At 57.1% G+C, this 22,062-nt stretch carries 22 protein-coding genes; 10 read left to right on the top strand and 12 right to left on the bottom strand.

The genetic code is table 11. From position 1 onward, the window contains the following. Positions 1 to 33: 33 nt before the first annotated feature. The 4 genes from J5J10_RS00330 to J5J10_RS00315 form a co-directional block, all read right to left on the bottom strand. Entirely contained in the window at positions 34 to 603 is a 570-nt protein-coding gene (locus J5J10_RS00330) for a CarD family transcriptional regulator (RefSeq protein ID WP_208552198.1), read from the bottom strand. A 336-nt stretch (positions 604 to 939) separates the two neighbouring features. Next, on the bottom strand, positions 940 to 1,278 hold the full coding sequence (fdxA, locus tag J5J10_RS00325) for a ferredoxin FdxA (protein WP_208552199.1): 339 nt from the start codon (positions 1,276 to 1,278) through the stop codon (positions 940 to 942). Positions 1,279 to 1,442: 164 nt separating this feature from the next. Then, positions 1,443 to 1,847 carry an RNA-binding S4 domain-containing protein gene (locus J5J10_RS00320; protein WP_211928349.1) on the bottom strand — a complete coding sequence of 135 codons (405 nt, stop codon included), beginning with the start codon at positions 1,845 to 1,847 and terminating at the stop codon, positions 1,443 to 1,445. A gap of 6 nt (positions 1,848 to 1,853) precedes the next feature. Next, a complete protein-coding gene (locus J5J10_RS00315) occupies positions 1,854 to 4,817 on the bottom strand; it encodes a helicase-related protein (protein WP_211931092.1) in 2,964 nt (987 codons plus the stop codon). Positions 4,818 to 5,082: 265 nt separating this feature from the next. Here J5J10_RS00315 and J5J10_RS00310 point away from each other — a divergent pair, with 265 nt between their 5' ends. From J5J10_RS00310 to J5J10_RS00300, 3 genes are read left to right on the top strand one after another with little or no spacing between them, the layout of a single operon-like run. Continuing rightward, positions 5,083 to 6,063 carry an alpha/beta hydrolase gene (locus tag J5J10_RS00310; RefSeq protein ID WP_211928348.1) on the top strand — a complete coding sequence of 327 codons (981 nt, stop codon included), beginning with the start codon at positions 5,083 to 5,085 and terminating at the stop codon, positions 6,061 to 6,063. Between the two features lie 36 nt (positions 6,064 to 6,099). After that, positions 6,100 to 6,255, top strand: coding sequence for a DUF3309 family protein (locus tag J5J10_RS00305; RefSeq protein ID WP_208552204.1), 156 nt, complete (start codon positions 6,100 to 6,102; stop codon positions 6,253 to 6,255). Positions 6,256 to 6,275: 20 nt separating this feature from the next. Continuing rightward, the gene (locus J5J10_RS00300; protein WP_208552206.1) at positions 6,276 to 6,530 is read left to right on the top strand and encodes a glycine zipper domain-containing protein; all 255 of its coding nucleotides are present in this window, start codon (positions 6,276 to 6,278) and stop codon (positions 6,528 to 6,530) included. A 62-nt stretch (positions 6,531 to 6,592) separates the two neighbouring features. On the opposite strand, the gene J5J10_RS00295 is transcribed toward J5J10_RS00300, so the two are convergent. Both J5J10_RS00295 and J5J10_RS00290 read right to left on the bottom strand, forming a co-directional pair. Continuing rightward, positions 6,593 to 7,318: a beta-ketoacyl-ACP reductase gene (locus J5J10_RS00295; RefSeq protein WP_211928347.1), complete on the bottom strand. Its 726-nt coding sequence runs from the start codon at positions 7,316 to 7,318 to the stop codon at positions 6,593 to 6,595. An 88-nt stretch (positions 7,319 to 7,406) separates the two neighbouring features. Beyond that, positions 7,407 to 8,588 carry an acetyl-CoA C-acetyltransferase gene (locus tag J5J10_RS00290; protein WP_211928346.1) on the bottom strand — a complete coding sequence of 394 codons (1,182 nt, stop codon included), beginning with the start codon at positions 8,586 to 8,588 and terminating at the stop codon, positions 7,407 to 7,409. A 237-nt stretch (positions 8,589 to 8,825) separates the two neighbouring features. Here J5J10_RS00290 and phaR point away from each other — a divergent pair, with 237 nt between their 5' ends. Beyond that, positions 8,826 to 9,401 (top strand): polyhydroxyalkanoate synthesis repressor PhaR, encoded by a 576-nt coding sequence (phaR, locus tag J5J10_RS00285; protein WP_208552212.1) that lies wholly within the window; start codon positions 8,826 to 8,828, stop codon positions 9,399 to 9,401. Between the two features lie 219 nt (positions 9,402 to 9,620). Here the strand turns inward: phaR and rpmF are convergent, their stop codons facing one another. From rpmF to mtgA, 3 genes are all read right to left on the bottom strand, one after another. Next, positions 9,621 to 9,806, bottom strand: coding sequence for a 50S ribosomal protein L32 (gene rpmF / locus J5J10_RS00280; protein ID WP_208552213.1), 186 nt, complete (start codon positions 9,804 to 9,806; stop codon positions 9,621 to 9,623). 151 nt (positions 9,807 to 9,957) lie between these two features. Beyond that, positions 9,958 to 10,605, bottom strand: coding sequence for a glutathione S-transferase family protein (locus J5J10_RS00275; RefSeq protein WP_211928345.1), 648 nt, complete (start codon positions 10,603 to 10,605; stop codon positions 9,958 to 9,960). A 71-nt stretch (positions 10,606 to 10,676) separates the two neighbouring features. Next, a complete protein-coding gene (mtgA, locus tag J5J10_RS00270) occupies positions 10,677 to 11,375 on the bottom strand; it encodes a monofunctional biosynthetic peptidoglycan transglycosylase (RefSeq protein WP_211928344.1) in 699 nt (232 codons plus the stop codon). A 167-nt stretch (positions 11,376 to 11,542) separates the two neighbouring features. On the opposite strand from mtgA, the gene J5J10_RS00265 reads away from it, so the two are divergent. Together J5J10_RS00265 and J5J10_RS00260 are read left to right on the top strand one after the other, a co-directional pair. Then, positions 11,543 to 12,457, top strand: a complete 915-nt coding sequence (locus J5J10_RS00265; protein ID WP_211928343.1) for a polyprenyl synthetase family protein — start codon at positions 11,543 to 11,545, stop codon at positions 12,455 to 12,457. Positions 12,458 to 12,515: 58 nt separating this feature from the next. Beyond that, on the top strand, positions 12,516 to 13,148 hold the full coding sequence (locus J5J10_RS00260) for a LysE family translocator (RefSeq protein ID WP_211928342.1): 633 nt from the start codon (positions 12,516 to 12,518) through the stop codon (positions 13,146 to 13,148). A 55-nt stretch (positions 13,149 to 13,203) separates the two neighbouring features. On the opposite strand, the gene J5J10_RS00255 is transcribed toward J5J10_RS00260, so the two are convergent. The 3 genes from J5J10_RS00255 to J5J10_RS00245 form a co-directional block, all read right to left on the bottom strand. Then, positions 13,204 to 13,866, bottom strand: a complete 663-nt coding sequence (locus J5J10_RS00255; protein ID WP_211928341.1) for an OmpA family protein — start codon at positions 13,864 to 13,866, stop codon at positions 13,204 to 13,206. Positions 13,867 to 13,939: 73 nt separating this feature from the next. Next, the gene (gene ispG, locus J5J10_RS00250; protein WP_211928340.1) at positions 13,940 to 15,190 is read right to left on the bottom strand and encodes a flavodoxin-dependent (E)-4-hydroxy-3-methylbut-2-enyl-diphosphate synthase; all 1,251 of its coding nucleotides are present in this window, start codon (positions 15,188 to 15,190) and stop codon (positions 13,940 to 13,942) included. A gap of 73 nt (positions 15,191 to 15,263) precedes the next feature. Then, complete coding sequence (locus J5J10_RS00245) at positions 15,264 to 16,460, bottom strand: MFS transporter (protein WP_211928339.1); 1,197 nt, start codon at positions 16,458 to 16,460, stop codon at positions 15,264 to 15,266. 161 nt (positions 16,461 to 16,621) lie between these two features. On the opposite strand from J5J10_RS00245, the gene J5J10_RS00240 reads away from it, so the two are divergent. From J5J10_RS00240 to J5J10_RS00225, 4 genes are all read left to right on the top strand, one after another. Further along, positions 16,622 to 17,521: a DMT family transporter gene (locus J5J10_RS00240; protein WP_249116636.1), complete on the top strand. Its 900-nt coding sequence runs from the start codon at positions 16,622 to 16,624 to the stop codon at positions 17,519 to 17,521. Positions 17,522 to 17,616: 95 nt separating this feature from the next. Beyond that, on the top strand, positions 17,617 to 17,817 hold the full coding sequence (locus J5J10_RS00235; RefSeq protein ID WP_211928337.1) for a DUF2892 domain-containing protein: 201 nt from the start codon (positions 17,617 to 17,619) through the stop codon (positions 17,815 to 17,817). A gap of 19 nt (positions 17,818 to 17,836) precedes the next feature. Continuing rightward, positions 17,837 to 18,829 carry an efflux RND transporter periplasmic adaptor subunit gene (locus J5J10_RS00230; RefSeq protein ID WP_211928336.1) on the top strand — a complete coding sequence of 331 codons (993 nt, stop codon included), beginning with the start codon at positions 17,837 to 17,839 and terminating at the stop codon, positions 18,827 to 18,829. Beyond that, the gene (locus J5J10_RS00225; protein ID WP_211931091.1) at positions 18,829 to 22,026 is read left to right on the top strand and encodes an efflux RND transporter permease subunit; all 3,198 of its coding nucleotides are present in this window, start codon (positions 18,829 to 18,831) and stop codon (positions 22,024 to 22,026) included. The genes J5J10_RS00230 and J5J10_RS00225 overlap by 1 nt, the downstream gene beginning before the upstream one ends. Positions 22,027 to 22,062: the final 36 nt, after the last annotated feature.

Genomic DNA, 22,062 nt, shown 5'->3' with positions numbered 1-22,062 from the left:
ACAGACGCCTTTTTTGTAACTCCTTGCCGGCTTTTATGCCGCCTCTTCCTGCGCGTCGTCCTCTTCGACAACCTTTCCGCGCTTCGGACCCTTGTTGAGATTGGCTTCGATAAGGCGCACCGCTTCAGTTTCCGACATTTTATTCACCGCGGCAATTTCACGAGCCATTCTGTCTAAAGCGGCCTCGTAGAGCTGCCGCTCGGAATAGGACTGCTCAGGCTGGTTTTCGGCCCTGTAGAGATCCCGGACAACCTCGGCGATCGATATCAAATCACCCGAATTGATCTTTGCATCATACTCCTGCGCGCGGCGGGACCACATGGTACGCTTTACCCGTGCCTTGCCTTGTACGACCTTGAGTGCGCGATCAACAAAATCGGTTTCCGACAGCTTGCGCATGCCAATGCTCACAGCCTTAGCGACCGGAACCTTGAGACGCATCTTGTCTTTCTCGAAATCAATGACAAAAAGCTCAAGCTTCATGCCCGCAACTTCTTGCTCCTCGATGGCCGTGATGGTACCCACCCCGTGAGCAGGATAGACGATCGATTCGCCGGTCTTGAAGCCTTGACGGATCGGGGATTTCTTCTGCTGGTTCGTCATTCGAATTACAAACTCCCTGTTATGCTTCCAGCCCAAGGCCGGCGCCGGGTCGATTCAGGCCCGGATGAGACGGGGGAAACCGTCAGGTCACACGTTGCTGATCCTATAAACAAAAGCCGACATGCCCTCGGCCCTAATCTTGACGCGACTTATGTCTGCGCAGTCGCCAAGACCTAGCCCGAAGCATGCTTGTTTTGTGAAAATTAGGGCATACCCATGCCTAAAGTGGAACAGTTTTTGTGTTGTAGCACAAAAACATGCGGAAATCAATATTTTGCTGCTTGGCTACGCTGCGCCTTGCCTGCCACTTCTTTGGACCGGGTGAGAACCGAACAGTCAGTCACCCTGACCGGGGTTTGGGGAGAAAAATTTCTCGAGCTTCCCTTCTAGGCCGTCCATCTCTTTGGCTTCCGGCAGAGCATCGCGCTTCGTGGTGATGTTAGGCCACACTTTTGCATATTCCATATTAAGCTTTAACCAAGAGTCGAGACCCGGTTCTGTGTCAGGCTTGATGGCTTCAGCCGGACACTCCGGTTCGCAAACCCCGCAATCGATGCACTCATCGGGATGTATGACGAGGAAATTTTCGCCCTCGTAAAAACAGTCGACCGGACAGACCTCCACGCAGTCGGTGTACTTGCAGCGTATGCAATTGTCTGTAACGACGTACGTCATGCGGGACTCCAAGCCTTCTAATATTTTTTCGCCGACAGTCTGACAGCAGCCAAAACCCGTCCGTTGGCCGCTCCAATTTCTGTCGGAGCCAATGAGCTATTGGCTCGGCTGCGCTATAGCAAGGATAAACCATCCTGAAAATAGCTGAAAAGGAACAGAGTTTTCTAATGGCTGTCGTCTGCGACGCTGGGACGCAAGGCTGCTATAGATCGGCGTTCACGTTTCGTGGGTCGCCCGCTTCCGGGCTTGCGGAGGGCCTGCTGTAGATGTGTAAGGCGCTGCTCGCCAGTCTTTGACGGCGTCACATCTTCATAAAGAAGCCGAGCCTCGGAATACGGACCCCGCCTGTCGGCGATTCCCTTCACAATGAGCACGCTATCCGCATGCTCGAAGGAAAGCTCTAAGCGGTCTTCAAGTGTAACCAGGCGGCTTGCATGATGAACCGCGTTGCCATTGATCTTGATATGGCCTCCGCCGATATACGCTTGCGCAAGAGACCGCGATTTCACGATGCGGGCGAAATAGAGCCACTTGTCGATACGTTGACGATGTTCCGCAGCGCGATCCATGACGCCCTATTTTTTCATCTGCTCCTTGAGCGCCGCCAGCTTCGCGAAGGGAGAGTCTGGGTCGAGGGGTCGCTCCTTGCGGGGCGGATTTGCCTCAAAACGAGCTTGCTGGGGCTTTTGCCGACGATCATCGCGCGACGATTTCGAATGCCGACCTTTGCCATCGGGAGCCGCGGCCCCGTCTTTCTTAGAGCCATGCTCCTCGCGGTTCCCGCCAGTCCTTTGCGGGCCCTTTCGGTTTTCGCCATGACGACCTTGAGAAGCTTCATCACGTCGCGGCCGCCCATCCCGCGTGGGAGCGCGCTCGCTACGTTGCTGATCATTCCGCCCGCCCGGCCGCCAAAGCAGAACTGGTTTCGGTTCAGATGAAGCCGCCTCTTCATCAACACCAACCGCCTCCTCTTCAGTAACTGCCTGGGACGTCTCGGAAGTCTCCTCCGTCACCTCAGAAGCAATGGGAGGAACCGGGGACCCAGGCACCATGTCGGCCGCGTCGGAAGTGACGGGGTTTTGCTTCTGCAAGAACTCCGCTGCTTCGGCTGCCGAGACAACATCGGCGCGATACCCAAGTCCCTTGAGGATTTCTTCTATATCATCTGGCGTCGCCCCTAGAATCGACAACATCGCAGTGGTTGCGGTGAACCGACGGCCATCATAAGCGCCCTCAGGGCGTGGGCCCTGTCCCGGCTTCCACTGCAAAAGCGGACGAATGAGGTCCGCGAGCCGCTCAAGTATGTCGATACGAACTGCGCGTTTTCCGAGAAAGCGGAAACCGGCCAGTTTGTAGAAGGTTCGCTCGAAGCCAATATCCGTGGCGACCGAGGTCCGACCTGCCGCAAGCACCGGTATCAATTCGCCATAGCCGGCCTTATCGAGACCATCATTCTTCAGGGCCCACAACAAAGTTATCAATTCGGCCGGGGCTGGCTTCAGCAACGCAGGCATGAAAACGTGATAGGCACCAAAACGTACGCCGTGACGCCGCATGGACGCACGAGCGTCCTGATCGAGAGACTTAACGTCATCGGCCACATCTCGACGGAACAGAACCCCTAGATTTTCCACCAACTGAAAAGCGAGACCTTTTGCAAGACCCTGCAAATCCTCGGCTCTCGAGAGATCATCGAGCGGCTTCAGAACGGTCGCGATATGGTGATTCACAAAGCGCTCGATACGGGCAACCACATGTTCCCTGGCGTTACCCGAAAGCTGCTCGTCCGCAAGCAGGATCACCCGAGGATGAAGGATGTGATCACTTCCCGTGAGACGACCCACCGGGTCGCCGAGCCAACGGACCAAACCGTCGGAGCTAAGCGCGAGGTCGCTGTTGCCGCAGGCATGCAGTCGAGCGGCGCGCGCTTCAAACTCGAGATGCAGCGCCTTTTGGGCAGCAGACTGGACAGCCTTCGCATCGGGGCCGTCCGTGCCGGCGACGGTCGTAAAACGAAATCCCGCCAATTGCCCCATCAGATGACCTTCCACGAAGACGTCACCATTAACACTGATTTCTGCTTCCAGCATCGCATTCTCTCTTAAGCGCTTCATGAGCACAGATGTCCTGCGATCAACAAAGCGTTTCGTCAACCGTTCATGTAACGCATCGGACAACCGATCCTCGATTTCCCGCGTCTTTTCTTGCCAGTGTGTCGGATCGGCAAGCCAATCCGGCCGATTGGAGACATAGGTCCATGTTCGGATCTGCGCAATCCTGGCGGACAGCGTGTCTATTTCACCATCTATTCGATCGGCCCTTTTGACCTGTTCCGCCATGAAGTTCTCGTTGACCGTGCCGTGACGTACGAGATCGAAAAACAGCGTGGAGATCAGATCCGCATGCTGCGCAGGTGTGATCCGGCGATAGTCAGGCAAAGCGCAGGCTTCCCAGAGCTTTTCCACTTTTTCTGCATCAGTGGCAGCATCTCTGATCTCCGGGTACCGCGCCAGATATTCAAGCGCCTGCTGATCGACGGCCGGCAAAGCCCTCGCAAGACCACCAATCTGCGGCGCCGCGTCAAGACTCCGGCGCAGTGCATCTATGGATGAATAGTCGAGACGCGCCGTGCGCCATTGCAGGACCTTGACGGGATCGAATGCATGTACCTCCAACCGTTCAACCAGTTCATCATCGAAAGGCGCCACCCGGCCCGTGACGCCGAAGGTCCCATCCCGCACATGACGTCCAGCACGACCTGCTATCTGCCCAAGCTCACCGGGATTTAGGTTCCGAAACTGATAGCCGTCAAACTTGCGATCCTGTGCAAAAGCAACATGATCGACGTCAAGATTGAGCCCCATACCGATGGCATCTGTCGCGACCAGGTACTCGACATCGCCGGATTGGTAGAGCGCCACCTGTGCATTGCGTGTGCGTGGGCTCAAGGCGCCAAGAACGACGGCTGCACCGCCACGCTGTCGCCGTATGAGTTCAGCGATGGCATAAACCTCATCGGCGGAAAAGGCCACAATAGCCGTACGCTGGGGAAGACGCGTGGTCTTTTTTTGTCCTGCATAGAGAAGCTGCGAGAGACGGGGGCGCTCGACGATTGTTATACCGGGCAGCAGCTGAAGAAGGATGGACTTCATCGTTGCCGAGCCAAGCAACAAAGTCTCGTCTCGTCCACGCAGGTGCAGTAGCCTGTCCGTAAAAATATGTCCGCGCTCGAGATCGCCAGCCAACTGTATCTCGTCGATGGCCACGAAAGACGCTTTCGTATCCCGTGGCATTGCTTCGACCGTACAGACGGAAAACCGGGCCCCTACAGGTGTTATACGCTCCTCTCCGGTGATTAAGGCGACCTGCGCAGCACCAACCTTTTCGACGAGACGGCCGTAGACTTCTCGGGCGAGCAGCCGAAGAGGCAATCCTATGATACCCGAGCCATGAGCGATCATCCTTTCGATCGCGAAATGCGTTTTCCCGGTATTGGTCGGCCCCAACACGGCAGTTACACCGCGACCGGTCAGGATCATGGGATGCGATGTCAACCTTAAACTCCACGACTAGACGCCACGTTGGCGACGTCGACAATCAAATGGCTATGAATTTTCAGAAAGGCAAGCGACGGAACTCACCGCGGCCGAAAAATGCCGATGACGGAATGAGGTCCGGGCGGTAACGCCAGGAATTGGGAAGTGCCTGCAGTGAGAAGAAGGCGCAACGGCCTGGAGCTTCCAGCACCCGACCTCGATGGGAACATTTTCGTGCCCTTTTCGTTGAAGCGCCGAGGTCAACAACATGTCCCTTCCACTTCCACCCCCCGAACAACTTTCGGCTTTCCCTGGCCACAACTTCGCGCTGATCCACGGGTTGGGAATGGCGCCAGTCTTCTGGCGGCTTTACGCACCCCAATTCATGCTTGAGCACAAGACGATTGCCTATCCCCTCCCCGGCCATGACGGATGGCCGCTTCCTGTCGCGGGTCAGCCGCTCTACACCCAGCAAATAGTTTCGGCATATGCGAATGCGATCGAACGAGATTTCCGAGGCCAGCCTGTTACGTTGGTCGGCCATTCCACCGGTGGCTTCGTGTCCCTTGCGATCGCGGCAGCCAGACCCGATCTTGTTCGTGCGATCGTGCTGATCGGGGGATTCGCCTGCGGCCGATTTGAGGGGCGTGAGCGCCTTGCTGCGCGCCTGCTGCGGATACCACACATCGGCCCAGCCCTTTTTCAGACTTTGTTCAAGAGATGGATTTCCACGCGGGAGACCTTCCGCTCAGGCTCCATTGATTGTGTCTACGATAAGTCCTGCCCTTGGGAGAGTGACGAGACACAGCAGATGATGGAAGACGTGCGGGTACGTCTTCAGTGTTGTCGTCCGGAAGACGTGGGTTCAGTCGTCCGTTGGTTCCAGCACAGCACTCTGCTCGATCATCTCGAAAAGATCACCACACCGGTTCTCAATCTTGTTGGCGCAAACGACGAGATTGTCCCCGCGCATCATCAGCTCAGATTGGCACGAAGCATGCCTAACGCGATGACGGTACTGTTTGGCCAGACAGGACACCTTCTGATGGTCGAAAGGCAGAGCGAGCTAAACAGGATTTTGTCCCGCTTTAGCGCTGCCCCCTGGATCGTGATGTCGCCGGGAAAGCCGGCACGGATAGCCAAGCCTCGGATTACCTCCGCGCAGGCGGAGGGGTGGGTAGCGACACGGGGATCTCTGATCGCCCGTTTCAAGACGGTATGGGGAACAAAAACTGCGCAGATTCATTAAGGGACAGATCGCAAAGCATCCAAAGGAGAGGTTTACATGCTCGGTACGATTTTGCTGGTGGTTCTAATCTTGTTGCTGATCGGTGCCTTGCCGAACTGGGGCTATAGTCGGTCATGGGGTTATGGCCCGTCCGGCGGACTGGGGCTGGTTCTTGTGATTGTTCTCATCCTGCTCCTCATGGGCAGAATTTAAATCAACCGTCGGAGTACCTCATGAAAAAGATTCTTCTCTCTATCGCCCTTATCGGCACGTTAGCATCTTGCACGGCGACCGAAAAAGGCGCGGCTACCGGCGCGGCCGTTGGCGGCGTCGTCGGTGGCGTCGCGACCAATTCTTGGGGTGGCGCAGCGGTCGGAGCCGCAGTTGGCGGTGTTGCTGGCGCATTAATCGGCCAAGCTCAGGACCGTCCTGGTTATTGCGTATATCGCGACCGGTACGGGCGCACTTACGAAGCACGTTGCCGCTAAAGCGCGTTTCGGCTCGAAATGAAGGGGTCGCAGTGACGCGGCCCCTTTTCTCATGGGTTCTCTTAAACGAAGAACTGCCCGCCGTTAGCCGAAATTGTCGACCCGGTTATGAAGCCCGCATCATCGGAAGCAAGAAAAGTTACGCACCGGGCAATTTCTTCCGGTTCCCCTAGCCGACCGACCGGTATCTGGGGGATGATGCGTTCGTTGAGCACTTTTTCAGGGATGGCCCGAACCATTTCGGTGCCAATATAACCCGGGCAGACGGCATTGACAGTAATGCCCTTCGCTGCTCCTTCCTGGGCAAGCGCCTTGGTGAAACCTAGATCGCCCGCTTTGGCCGCCGAATAGTTCGCTTGTCCCATCTGACCCTTCTGGCCGTTGATCGACGAGATATTGATGATGCGACCGAAGTTCCGGTCCCGCATCCCGGTCCACACAAGATGGGTCATGTTGAACAGGCCTGTGAGGTTCGTCCCGATCACCTCGTTCCATTGCTCGGGGGTCATTTTGTGGAACATGGCGTCCCGAGTGATGCCAGCATTGTTGACGAGCACTTCGACCGGGCCGATTGCCGCTTCAACATTGGCGACGCCCGCGGCACAAGCCTGATAGTCGGAAACATCCCACTTGAAGACGGCAATACCTGTTTCCGCTTCAAACGCCTTGGCCTTCTCGTCATTACCGGCGTAATTGGCGGCCACACGATACCCTTGCTGCTTGAAAGCAATGGAAATGGCCGCTCCTATGCCGCGCGTGCCGCCTGTAACCAACGCTACCCTGCCCATGTATGTCCTCCCTCATTGGACGCCACGATTGTTTTTGGATGAGCTCCTCTACGGGAGCCTTAATCGTCACCAAGGAGATTGCGTGTCGTCACAGTGCTTCAAGGCACATCGCCACACCCATTCCTCCACCGATGCATAATGTCGCTAGCCCTTTCTTTGCGCCCCTCCGTTTCATCTCAAACAGCAGGGTGTTGAGAATACGGGCCCCGGAAGCGCCCACTGGATGGCCAATGGCGATGGCGCCGCCATTGACATTCACGATTGATGTGTCCCAGCCGAGATCCTTGTTAACGGCACAGGCCTGTGCGGCAAACGCTTCGTTTGCCTCCACCAGTTCGATATCGCTGACTTTCCAGCCGGCCTTCTCCAGCGCCTTTCGAGACGCCGGGATCGGCCCGGTGCCCATGATCTTCGGGTCAACGCCAGCCGTCGCCCATGATGCGATACGAGCCATCGGAGAAATGCCGCGGCGAGCAGCTTCGGCTTCGGTCATCAGGAGGGCAGCCGCTGCACCGTCGTTGATTCCGGATGCGTTGCCAGCTGTGACGCTGCCTTCCTTGTCAAAGGCGGGTTTCAGCTTCGTCAAGCTATCTAAAGTCGCTCCGTGACGGATGTATTCATCGGCATCGACGGTGATGTCTCCCTTACGGCTTGAAACGACCACCGGAACAATTTCATCCTTGAACTTGCCCGCTTTTTGCGCCGCTTCGGCCTTGTTCTGTGACGAAAGAGCGAATGCGTCCTGCTCGTCGCGGGACAACTGCCACTGCCGGGCGACATTCTCAGCGGTTATTCCCATGTGATAACCATAAAACGCGTCGGTGAGACCGTCCTTGATCATCGTGTCGACCATCCGCATGTCGCCCATCTTGGTCCCCGCCCGCAGATGCGCGCAATGTGGTGCCATGGACATCGATTCCTGACCACCGGCGACGATAATCTTCGCATCTCCAGTCGCGATCTGCTGCATCCCAAGAGCAACCGCGCGAAGTCCCGAGCCGCAAAGCTGGTTGATACCCCAAGCCGTCGCTTCCTGCGGAATGCCGGCTTTCATCGCCGCCTGACGAGCAGGGTTTTGCCCCTCCCCAGCGGTGAGTATTTGTCCGAGAATGACTTCATCGACTTCCTCGCCGGCAACGCCGGCACGCTCCAGCACGCTACTGATCACCGTGGCGCCAAGCTCATGGGCTGGAACCGATGCGAATGCACCGTTGAACGAACCGACGGGAGTACGTGCCGCGCTTGCGACAACGATTGACGTGATGCTCATGGTGTCTCCTCGGACGTGTTTTTGCTGTGCAACGAAACTGGCAAAGCTTTATGTGAGAGTCAAATGAAACAGGGCAGCATCGCTATCGTCTTTTGGTTGTATGAACACCTGGTCATGAAGCAGGAAACAGACACAAATCCCGCATCGCACAAAGAGATTGTCAGGACGCTCCGTTTGCGATTACAGTTGTCTTGGGAGAAGGCAATAATAATCAAATCTACGGGTTAGGAGACCGACATGGCGAAGGCCGAGGGCGAGATCGTTATCAAAAAATATGCCAACCGACGGCTCTATAATACCGGCACCAGCACTTATGTGACGCTCGACGACCTGGCCAAGATGGTAAAGAAGGGGGAGGACTTCACGGTCCAGGATGCCAAGACGGGCGAGGACATTACCCATTCGGTCCTCACACAGATCATCTTTGAGCAAGAGTCCAAAACCGGCAATACATTGCTCCCGATTTCGTTCCTGCGGCAGCTTATAAGCTACTATGGGGATCAGATGCAGATGGTTGTTCCGAGCTTTCTGGAACATTCCATGAAAGCGTTTGCGGATCAGCAAAGTCAGATGCGCGATCAGATGGCGAAAGCTTTTGGCGAGATGCCTTTGTCAAAAAATCTTCACATGCCAATGCAACTGGTCGAAGAGCAGGTAAAGCGCAATACCGAACTTTTCCAGCAGGCGATGCAGATGTTTTCACCGTTCCTCGGCCCACAGACACCCAAGGAAACCAAGAAGCCTGAGGCGAAGGATATTGACGAATTGAAAGAGCAGTTGCGGTCGCTGCAGAACAAGCTCGACAGCCTTTAACAGATGCCCGGTTCTTTCAGTCGGAAACGTCAATCAACAAGGCCGGCAGGTCGGTCAACAAAACTGGTTGCGGTGCCGAAGAAGCGGTTCTGCCAAGAAGATTTTTGATTAGCGATATTGGCCGCACACCGGGTCATCTGTTTGAGATGAGGCCCCAATAGCGCCCGCAAAACAAAAGGCCGGACAAGCCGGCCTTTACGCGTTATCATGAAGAAATGATTATGCATTTTCCTTCGGCGTCAGAACCTGACGACCGCGGTACATACCGGTCTTGAGGTCGACGTGATGGGGACGGCGCAGTTCGCCGGAATTCTTGTCTTCAACGTAGGTTGGAGCCTTCAGACCATCAGCCGAGCGGCGCATACCGCGCTTGGACGGGCTTGTTTTTCTCTTCGGTACAGCCATTTCAACTACTCCACATGACGGGTAAAACATACTCGCCAGCCTTACAAAAGGGCCGGACCTCGCATGTCTCGATCTCGGAATTTGGCGGGCTTATACATGTCCCCCGCGCCTTTGACCAGTCCCTAGCGTGATTTTTTGCTATACCCCTGACCTACACCTCGTCTTCAGGGACAACCCATGACTCCTGAAGCGCAGCGTCCCGCCATTTAATCCAGGACGGATGCGCCTGCATCGTCTGCATGTACCTCAGGCTGTCGCTGTCATCGACCAGTTCGTAGATGCTGAAACGGTTCACCACAGGAGCGAACATCGCATCTGCGGCGCTAAAGTCGCCGAACAGGAACGGTCCTCCTGACTTCGCCAATAAACCGTGCCAGAGTGCCCGAATTCGCGCGACATCGTCCATGACGCCGTCAGGGAGATCTATTCGTCCCGGGCGTCGCCGGATATTCATGGGGCAGGCGTTGCGCAGCGCCCGGAAGCCCGATGCCATCTCCATGGAGATCGATCGGGCGATAGCACGGTCAGTCACATTGCAAGGCCACATCCCGGCCTCAGGATGGATCTCTGCCAAATACTGGATAATCGAAAGCGATTCCCAGATCTTCAGCGCTCCGTGCTGGAGAAGCGGCACACGACCCGTCGGAGACACCTCTTTGAGCTTTGGGTTTCCCGCGGGGAAATCGAACGGAATCAAATGCTCTTGAAACGGGATGCCACGTGCATCCATGGCAAGCCATGAACGAAAAGACCAGGACGAATAGTTCTTGTTGCCGATGTAGAGAACGAGGTCAGCCATGCCGCACTCCTGTTAAGTTGGAGCCGACTAAACAGATTTCACCTAGGATTGACCAACAAAAGTTCGTTGCATCAATCATAAAGACAAGTGATGTAGTCTCCCGATTGACGAGCCCGTCGCTCAATGACGGCTGCCAACCTGTTCATGGAGCGGCTGGGCTTGCTCGCGACACGCTCTATAGGGTTAGGCAAGGAAACGGCAAGCAGTGCGGACTGCCTCTGGCTGAGCTTCGCGGCAGAAGTGTTGAAATGATGCCGCGCAGCGGCTTCGATACCGTAGATGCCGGGCCCCCACTCCGCAATGTTCAGGTAGATCTCCATCATCCGTCGTTTCGACCACGTCAGATCCGAGACGAGAGCGAGGGGGAGTTCCAGCGCCTTCCGGATGAAAGACCGGCCGTTCCAGAGAAACAGGTTCTTCGCAGTCTGCATTGGTATAGTGCTAGCGCCACGAGTAGCCTCACCAGATAACGTATCCTCAACGACGGACCTCATCTGGGTCCAATCAACACCATAGTGTGAGCAGAATTGTCCATCCTCGGACATCATCACCGACCTGACAAGATTTGGTGAAATGTCATCAAATGCCACCCATTGGCGATCATAGCCGCTAAAAGTCGCGAGTTCCGCGATCATCAACGTGGAAACCGGCCGCACAAACGGCAACGCGTAGAGGAAGATCAACAAGTAGGGCAGGACGATTAGAAAGAGCGCGCCGCGCACGACACGGCCCAGTAAGGCACGGGGACGGGCTCTCACTTCCGCTGTCATGCGAACATCACCTGTACGATTGCCAACGACCATTCCTCTGCTTGTACTCTGACCCTGCAATCTCTTTAACGAGACCGCGGCGGCATGGCCAGTACTGTAGATGAGAGGTGCTGCATCGGCGTGCGATTCCCGTTGCCTGAGCTCGGCTGTCATGTCACATAGCGCATATGATCGACAGCGACGATGCCTTCCAAACCAGCCTTTCAGCCTATGCCGAGACGGTCGAAGCCCGCCTAGCGCTCCTTCTTGATGGCGCCACGCGCGCTGGAGAGTTGGCCCGTCCACGGCAACTGATCGAGGCTATGCATTACGGGGCATTGAACGGTGGCAAGCGCCTGCGACCGTATCTCGTCATGGAGTCGACGCGCCTGTTTGGTGGCGACGAAGAAGCCGCTTTGCAGATAGGCTGCGCGCTGGAATGCCTTCACAGCTATTCGCTCGTTCACGACGATCTGCCGGCCATGGACGATGATGACACGCGCCGTGGCAAACCGACGGTGCATGTGAAATACGACGAGGCGACCGCTATTCTTGCTGGCGACGGCCTGCTCACATATGCTTTCGACATCATAGCATCTCCGGAAACGCCAGTGCCGGATACTGCCAAGGTGGCTCTGGTCCTCGAACTCGCCCGCGCCGCAGGCATCGGCGGAATGGCTGGCGGCCAGATGCTCGATCTTGCGGCGGAGAATGCGCGGCCGGACGAGGCCGACATCATCAAGCTCCAGGCCATGAAGACCGGTGCACTTCTGCGTTTTGCGTGTGAAGCCGGCGCAATCATTGCCGAGCGTACGGTGGAGGACCGGAACCGTCTTAGGCGCTTCGGCGAGATCATCGGTCGCGCCTTTCAGCTTGCGGATGATCTTTTGGATGTCATTTCCGATCCCATCACCATGGGAAAGGCAACAGGGAAAGATGCCGCCAAGGGAAAGGCGACCCTCGTAGGTCTTCGGGGAGTAGATTGGGCGCGCAAAGAATTGGCAAGCCTCGTGAAGGATGCGAACGGTGTGCTGAACCCGTTCGGTGAGGCTGCAATCCCGTTGAAAGAAGCAGCCCGTTTCATCGCATATCGTACGAAATGAAACGCCTGCTGCGCCTGGTAACCCAGGGGCTTCATAGGGAGCTCGGAAGAAGCAAACGATGACGGAAGTCCTTCAGCACTGGCCTCAGGTGATGGGTGCATATGTCGTATATCTGGTCGCAGTGCTCAGCCCCGGACCGGCGACCCTTGCGATTGTCTCGACATCCCTGAGCCAGGGGCGACAACGCGGGATGACGATTGCCGCTGGAATTTTCTGCGGATCGATGACTTGGGCGATCCTGGCCTCGCTGGGGCTTGCAGCCATACTGCCTCATTACGCACAGGCACTGGTCTTGATGCGCATTCTGGGCGGCCTCTACTTGCTATACCTCGCTTGGCGAGCCTTCCGCTCGGCCACGAGCAGGACCGACAGGAGGAGCGTCGAGAACGTGAAGGCAAGCCTGAAGCGAGTGTTTCTAAAGGGATATGCCATACATATCACCAATCCGAAGGCCATCTTCGCGTGGCTGGCGATCATCTCTCTCGGCCTGCCTGCTGAGGCAACGCCAACCGCTGTGGGAATCGTCGTCGGGGGCTGCCTGCTCACAGGTTTCGCCGTCTTCATGAGCTATGCGATGCTTTTCTCAACACCTCGTGCGTCGCGCATCTACGATGCAGCACGCCGCTATATTGATGGAACGCTTGCCGCGCTCTTCACCCTTGCCTGCTTGAAGCTGTTGACGTCCCGATGATGGGAGAGTGCGCCGCGCGTTGCGCGACGCCCATCCTTCGACCAGCACCTTGGCTTCAGGCCTTGATTGGGGCGATCTGGATTTCTACGCGACGGTTCTGCGCCCGGCCTTCCGCGGTGGAATTGGATGCAACCGGCTGGGTCGGACCGAAACCCATGGCCGAAACGCGACGGGAGTCCACGCCCTGGCCGAACAGGTAGTTGGCAACAGACTGGGCGCGGTTCTGCGACAGTTGCTCATTGTGCTGCAGACTACCGGTCGAGTCGGTATGTCCGTTGACATCGATGAGCGTCTTGTCGAACTTCCGAAGAACGATCGCAACGGAATTGAGAGTCGGATAGAACTGCGGCATGACCGCGTATTGATCAGTCGCAAACGTGATGTTTGACGGCATGTTGAGTATAATGCGGTCGCCGTTGCGAGTAACAGAAATCCCGGTCCCCTGAAGTTGCGCGCGCAGCTCCGACTCTTGCCGATCCATGTAGTTGCCGATCATGCCGCCGGCCAAACCGCCGATGGCGGCACCAACCAGAGCGGAATCGCGCCGCCCGGTAGCCGAACCTCCGACAGCAAGGCCGCCGAGCGCGCCGGCCGCCGCACCGAGCATCGCACCGCCTGCGGTGTTCGACATCTTCTGCTCACCGGTGTAGGGATCGGTGGTGGTGCAGGCACTGAGATAAACGGCCGCAAGAGCCAGAATGGGCAGCTTCTTCAACATCGGTCATGATTCTCCATCGCGATTTGATCAGCGAGCAACATAACAATTACGGCGATATGAAGATAGCGGCCGCTCACTCAGCGGCGGATCTCTGGCCGTAGCGTTTCTCGATGTAGTCGATCACCAGGGCCTCGAAATCAGCGGCGATGTTGGGACCGCGCAGTGTCATCGCTTTTTGCCCATCGATGAACACGGGAGCGGCGGGGCTTTCTCCTGTGCCTGGAAGCGAAATACCGATATCGGCATGTTTGCTTTCGCCGGGTCCATTGACGATACAGCCCATCACGGCGACATTCAGCCCCTCAACCCCGGGATATTTCTCCCGCCAGACCGGCATATTCTTGCGAATGTCGTCCTGAATCCGCTGCGCCAGTTCCTGGAAGACCGTTGATGTCGTACGGCCGCAGCCGGGACATGCCGCAACAACCGGTATAAACTGCCTAAATCCCATGACCTGCAGGAGTTCCTGCGCCACCTGAACCTCACGGGTGCGGTCTCCATTCGGTTCGGGGGTAAGCGAAATGCGGATCGTATCGCCGATACCGTGTTGCAGGAGGTACCCCATGGACGCAGAAGAGGCGACAATCCCCTTCGACCCCATGCCCGCCTCTGTCAGTCCAAGATGGAGTGCGTGGTTCGACCGGGCCGCAAGCGTCGAATACACGGCTATCAGATCCTGAACCTGGCTCACTTTGGCCGAAAGGATGATCTTGTCCCGCGAAAGACCTATCTCCTCAGCGAGTTCTGCAGACAAAAGGGCAGACTGGACGATGGCTTCCCGTGTCACCTGTCGAGCCGACAACGGAGAGCCGGCTTCCTGATTCTTGTCCATCAGGCTGGTCAACAACTCCTGGTCAAGCGAGCCCCAGTTCACACCGATACGAACGGGCTTGTTGTAGCGGATCGCCATCTCCACGATCTCGGCGAATTGCTTGTCTTTCTTGTCCTTGAAGCCGACATTTCCGGGGTTGATGCGGTATTTCGCGAGTGCCTCGGCACAGGCCGGGTGATCCGCAAGGAGCTTGTGGCCGATGTAATGAAAGTCGCCTACCAAAGGGACGTCCAGCCCGAGCCGCAGCAACCGCTCGCGTATTTTCGGCACCGCGGCCGCACTCTCGTCACGATCGACTGTAATGCGCACGATTTCCGATCCAGCCCTGTGGAGGGCAGCGACCTGCGCGACCGTCGCGTCAACGTCGGCGGTGTCGGTATTGGTCATCGACTGGACAACGACCGGCGCCCCTCCCCCTACGCCCACGCCGCCAACATCCACAGCGACAGAAGGGCGACGGGGTTTGGGATCGAAATCGGCTATATCAGACATGGGTCCGCGTCTCCTGGAGACAGTTCTTTGCCTTTCAGGTGGCTTAAGCAATGCCCCTTGTCAACAGCCTCGGCTAGCGAACATGATCCACTGGTCGATCGGCATGTCGCGCCAGGTTAGACAATCCCAGCACCACGATATTGAGCATGGAGACACCAGTAAAGACGATCGAAAGCGAAGTGTGTTCGGCAACGAAGCCGATAAGCGATGGTGCGAAGAGAATGCCGGAATAACCAAGCGTGGTCACCACCGACAGCCCGACACCGGCCGCCATGCCGGGCGCATTGCCAGCCGCGGAAAATGCGATCGGCACCATGTTGGATATGCCTACGCCCGCAAGACCGAAACCCAGTAGCGCAACGAAGACATTCGGCGCCACACCGGCAACGACCAATCCAGAGAAGGAAAGCACCGAGCAGATGCGTAGCGTCCTCACGGCCCCAAGCCTGTCGCGCACCCAATCCCCCATAAACCGCATGATCGCCATCGTCAGCGAAAAAGCAGCGAAGGCCAGACCTGAAAGGCCGATATCGGCGGAAAGTTCGTCTCGAAGATAGATTGCCCCCCAATCGAGAATCGTACCTTCGGGTATCATGGAGAAGAGAGCGATAATTCCTATAAGCCAAGGCAAAGGAGAGATCGGCAGCCTGGCTCGCGTTGACACCTCTTCCAAGTGGGGCGCGTCTTTCAGGATCATTGGGCGAGCGATCAGGAACAAAGCAAGCGATGTCGACGACACCATCACGGCATGGAGGGAAACTCCGACGGCAGCAATAAGATAGCCGCCGATTGAGGAGCCCAAAAGTCCACCCAGACTCCAGAAAGCATGACAAGAGGACATGATGGAGCGGCCCATTCGACGCTCCACCTCCACCGCATTGGCATTCATCGACACGTCCATCGCGCCGGTAAGGCCGCCGAAGAGAAAGATTGCCATCGCACCGGTCCAAATCGAGGGTGCGAAGGTGACGCCTAGAATGGTTGGAATGAACAGAAGTGTTGCAACCTGGACCACCCGGTTTGAGCCGAGGCGGGCAATCTGAGCACCGGCCAGCGGCATCAGAAGGACCGACCCGACACCGAAAGCCAGCAACATCAATCCTAGATCTGCTTCCGACAACGCCAGTCGACCGGCGAATTCCGGTATCTTGGGCGCCCATGATCCCATCACGAAGCCGTTTAGAAGAAATAGCGTGGCCACGGCGACTCGGGGACGTGGAAAAAGACGAGCCCGGTCTTGCAGGGCTCGATCGAATGTTTGGTCGGACATTAAAGGCTCCTCAGGACCGGCGCACGCTATTTAAATCGATTGTATTCTCAAGCCACTTTCCTGCACCAAGTCGTCACGTTTTATTTCAATCGTAAACTCTGGTCGTGTTTGACAACCGGCTGAGAACGGAGAAAAAAGTTACATGACGCATGGAGTGGTCTATGCGTTTATCACTCAAGATTGAGACAGGTGCGCCGGTGGCAGGTGGTGTTGGCTTGGGCATTCTGCTGACGAGCCTTTCGTACTTCCTGTTCACCCTTCACGACGGCGTCATCAAGCTTTTGGTCGAAACGACTGCGGTTTGGCAGATTCTCTTCTTCCGCAGCGCCACCATATTAGCGGGATGCTTTCTTGCCGGAGGCGCATCCCTCGCGAAAGAGGCCGCACAATCTTCTATCATCAAGCCAATGTTGATCCGCAGTGTGCTGCTTCTCGCTGCATGGCTTTCCTATTATAACGCTGCCAGATTCATGCACTTGGCAGAACTCACCACGCTCTACTATGCGGCTCCGGTGGTTGCGACCTTGCTCGCTGTTCCAATCCTTCGCGAACAGGTGACTGTCGCGCGATGGGTCGCGGTGGCTATCGGCTTCGCCGGCGTTGTCATCGCGAGTAATCCCGTCGACCTCAAGATCAGCTGGCAGGTCTATCTGGCCCTGCAGGCCGCGTGCCTATGGGCGCTCTCGACGGTTCTACTGCGCAAGACGGCAATGGGCGCAAGATCGCTGGTCCAGATGTGCATCACCAATCTTTTCTTTCTGTTCATGACCGGGGCGATGCTGCTTCATGTCTGGCACACACCAACGGTCACCGAGGCGGCCTTGCTGGTATCTACAGGCATCATAGGCGGCCTGGCGCAGTTGGCGTTCTTCGAGGGCATGCGACGCGCGCCCGTCTCGGTCCTGGCGCCGTTCGAGTACACCTCGCTGATTTGGGCATTTCTGTTGGGTTACGTCATCTGGGCAGACGTCCCGACCGCAAATGTGTTCATCGGCGCCGCACTCATTTGTGGCGCGGGGTTCGTCATCGTCTTCAGCGAAAGGCTCAAGCTGAGGCGGTGACGGGAGTCACTGCCCCGGAAATATCACAACTACGCCATTGTAATTCCGCAGCCTTCAATATATATGTTATTTCATATGTATCTTTGGAGGTCCTCATGTCCCTTGATCGCGTCATCCTTGCCTTCGCCGGCGTGATGGTATTGCTGTCCGTCGCGCTGACAGCCTTCGTCCATCCCTACTTCGTGTGGCTGACAGTTTTTGTAGGCGTCAACCTGCTGCAATCAGCCTTCACGGGCTTCTGTCCTGCCGCAATAATTTTCCGCAAGCTTGGCATCCGTCCCGGCTCCGCCTTCTGATGGATGAAGGAGCAGTAAAATGACGAAGCACCGTCTTCCGACATTGATAGCCTGTTCTATGCTCTTGCTGTCGGCGTCTCTGAGCACGGCGGCACTCGCGGAAACCCTTCGCCTGGAAGCCACGACGATTCCCGACTGGAAGGCGGTGTATGGTCGCGTAGAGGCCCGCGACAGTGTCCCGGCACGGGCTCGCATTGGCGGCACTGTGATGGAGCTCAACGTTACGGAAGGTGACAACGTTGGCGCCGGTGATATCATTGCGACCGTCCGCGACGACAAAATCGGTTTCCAGATTGCAGCTCTCGACGCCCAGTTGAAGGGTCTGAATGCCTCGCTTGAAAACGCTTCCGCGGAACTGGCGCGGGGCGAGGAACTGATCAAACGAGGCGTGACCACCGCACAACGGCTAGACGCTCTGCGGACGCAAGTCGACGTCGTCCGCAATCAGATTGCCTCGGCAGAAGCACAACGCTCTGTCATCATTGAGCAAAGCAAGGAAGGTGCCGTCCTGGCACCGACCTCGGGCAAGGTCCTGAGCGTTCCAGTCACGCGTAATACAGTCGTCATGGCCGGCGAATCCGTCGCCGTTATAGGTGGTGGCGGCTTCTTCCTCCGCGTTGCCATCCCGGAACGGCACGCCGCCCTCCTTACCGAAAACAGTATCATTGAGATCGAGAAGGGTAATGGCAGCTCCACGTCGGGCCGACTTGCCAAGATTTACCCCGAGATCGACAGCGGCAGGGTAATAGCCGACGTCGAAGTGGATGATCTGCCCACCGAGTTCGTCAACAGGCGTCTACTCGTGCGCATCCCGGTCGGAAAACGATCGGCTTTGGTCCTACCTCAGACATCCATCGTGAGTCGCTTCGGCATCGACTACGTGACTGTCCGGACAGGGGATGGCACGGCGGAGCGTACGGTGGTCACATCACGTCCGTTCACCTTCGGCGGCGTTGAGGTGGTCGAGATACTGACCGGGCTGCAAAGCGGCGAGGAAGTGGACCTGAAATGATGAAACCCGGTCTCGGAATTGCAGGCTCGCTTACCAGGGCATTCATAACCTCGCCATTGGTCCCACTCTTCCTGCTTGCCGCCTTTGCATTGGGCCTGGTCGCCTTGACGACATTGCCGCGCGAGGAAGAGCCCCAAATCTCGGTTCCCATGGTGGACATCATCGTCCGCGCGAACGGTTTGAAGGCGGAAGACGCCGTCAAACTCGTGACGGAGCCTCTGGAAACGATCATCAAGGGCATCAACGACGTCGAGCATGTCTATTCTCAGACCGCGGACGATCAGGTCATGGTGACCGCACGTTTTGTGGTCGGCACCTCCGGAGACACGGCGGTCCTTCGTGTCCACGACAAGATTCGAGCCAATCTAGCCTCCATTCCAGTCGGTATCCCCGAGCCTCAGGTCATCGGAAGAACGATCGATGACGTCGCGATTGTGACGCTGACGCTAACACCGTCGAGAGATAAAGGAGCCGGCGTTACCGCCAACGATCTCACAAGGATCGCTCGCGAGTTAAGAGCCGAAATGTCCAAGATCGACAACGTCGGTCTGAGCTATCTCATCGGCGAAACCGGAGAGGCGATCCGAATTGAGCCGGATCCAGAAAAGCTTGCTCTCTACGGGATAACTCTAAGACAACTGTCGGACAAAGTCGCCGGCGCGAACAAGGCATTTCCGACAGGTCTGCTTCGCCAGTCAGGCCAGCAGATCGAGATGATCGCTGGTGAAACGCTGACCACGTCAACCGAAATAGCCAATCTGTTGCTGACGACCCGAGACAATCGGCCTGTTTATGTCCGCGATGTCGCAGACGTATCCTTTGTCACCGATACCGCCGAATCGAGAGTCTCGACGGTAACACTTCGGGAAGATGGTTCCCTGGATCGCGTACCGTCGGTAACTCTGGCCATAGCTAAGCGGGCGGGTTCGAACGCCGTCATTGTCTCGGAAGAAATCCGAGACCGGGTCGAGATGCTGAAGGGCACGTTGATTCCGGATTCCATGGACGTCGAACTGACGAGGGACTACGGCGAGACGGCAAGTGAAAAGGCCAACGAACTGCTATTCCACTTGGCGCTTGCCACGCTCTCGATCATTGCTTTGGTCTGGATTTCCATTGGCCGTCGCGAAGCATTTGTTGTCGCAATCGTCATTCCGGTGACGATCCTGCTGACGTTGTTCGCGGCGAACATCATGGGGTACACACTTAACCGCGTATCCCTCTTCGCCCTGATCTTCTCGATCGGCATTCTCGTCGATGACGCGATAGTTGTTATCGAGAATATTGTCCGTCACTGGGGAATGGCCGACGGAAGAGGGCGACGCGAAGCGGCAGTCGACGCTGTGGCGGAAGTCGGCAATCCGACCATCGTTGCCACGCTCACAGTCGTCGTGGCCCTGCTTCCGATGATGTTCGTCTCCGGGATGATGGGTCCCTACATGAGCCCCATCCCGGCGAACGCATCGGCGGCGATGATCTTCTCGTTCTTCGTTGCGGTCCTCGTCACACCTTGGCTGATGCTGAAGATCGCTGGCAAGGGAGTAGTTCACCAAGACGACGCGCACGCCACCGGCGGAGCACTGGGGCGTGGATATGCCGCCGTTGCTCGCCCGATCCTCGCGAGCAAGTCGCGAAGCTGGATATTCCTCGCTGTGGTGGGCGTCGCGACAATAGGCTCGCTCGCGCTGTTCTACACCCAAGAGGTGACAGTTAAGCTTCTGCCCTTCGACAACAAGTCGGAACTTCAGGTCGTGGTGGACCTGCCCGAAGGATCGTCGGTCGAGGCGACCGACGCGATTGTTCAGGCAGTGGCAAGTATTGCCTTGACCACACCCGAAGTCCGATCCGCACAGACACATGCAGGCAGTGCATCGCCTTTCGATTTCAATGGCCTTGTCAGGCATTCCTATCTCCGAGCCGCACCTCAAATGGGGGACGTCCAGATCAATCTCAGCCCAAAAAGCGAACGGTCACGGACCAGCCACGACATAGCCCTCGATCTGCGGAGACGCCTTCAGTCGGAGTTGCAATTGCCGCCGGGAGCGTCACTCAAAGTGGTGGAGCCGCCTCCGGGGCCGCCGGTCATGGCGACCCTCCTGGCTGAAATCTACGGTCCAGACGCGGAAACGCGCCGCGCTGTGGCAGAGAAGGTCAAGCAGGCATTTTTGTCCGTGCCGTTCGTGGTCGACGTCGACGATAGCTACGGCTTGCCGGCGCCGCGCTTGCGGGCCACACTTTCGACGGACGACCTGGATTTCTACGGCGTCTCCGAGGCCGATGTCTTCGACACTCTCTCGATCCTGAACGGGTCCACGGTGATCGGCTACTCGCATCGCGGCGGAAGCCGTCCGCCGATACCGATCGAGGTGGCTCGTCCGAAAGGCGAACGAGTGCTGGATGAAGCATTTCTGGCCACGCCCATTCCGGCCAACCTGCTACCAGGATCGCGGGCGGTGGTCGAACTTGGAGATGTTCTGAAGATCCGCAAAGAACAGGCCTCTTTCCCGATCTTCCGACACAACGGGCGTTACGCGGAAATGGTAACGGCGGAACTGGCGGGCGAGTTTGAAGCGCCGCTTTACGGTATGCTTGCCGTCCAGAAGGCCATCGAGACGACGGACTGGAACGGCATTCAAAAACCCGAGATATCCCTTCACGGCCAACCGGATGACGAAAGCGCTCCCGTCCTACTCTGGGATGGCGAGTGGGAAGTCACTTGGGTAACCTTCCGGGACATGGGTGCCGCGTTCATGGTTGCCATGCTGGGAATCTACATACTGGTCGTCGCACAGTTCGGATCGTTCAAGGTTCCGCTCGTGATCCTGACACCGATCCCGCTGACCTTCATCGGCATCATGATAGGACACTGGATACTTGGCGCACCTTTCACCGCAACCTCGATGATCGGCTTCATAGCCTTGGCGGGCATCATTGTGCGCAACTCGATTCTGCTCGTCGACTTCATCCGTCATGCACCTACCGGCGATCGGCAGCTGGCGGATGTTCTTCTTGAAGCGGGAGCAATCCGCTTCAAGCCCATCCTGCTGACGGCACTTGCGGCCATGATTGGAGCGGCGGTGATACTCGCCGACCCCATATTCCAGGGACTGGCTATCTCTCTCCTGTTCGGACTTGCCTCATCTACGCTTCTCACAGTTCTCGTGATCCCGGCAATTTACCGAGTTCTGCGAACCTGAAGCATCTTCCGGCTCCGTCAAATCGATAGGCGGGGC

Origin of the sequence: Ciceribacter sp. L1K23 (assembly GCF_018122705.1) — a bacterium.
GTDB lineage: Bacteria > Pseudomonadota > Alphaproteobacteria > Rhizobiales > Rhizobiaceae > Allorhizobium.
The sequence above is the reverse complement of the archived record's forward strand: the minus strand, read 5'-3'. Positions and strand labels throughout refer to the sequence as shown.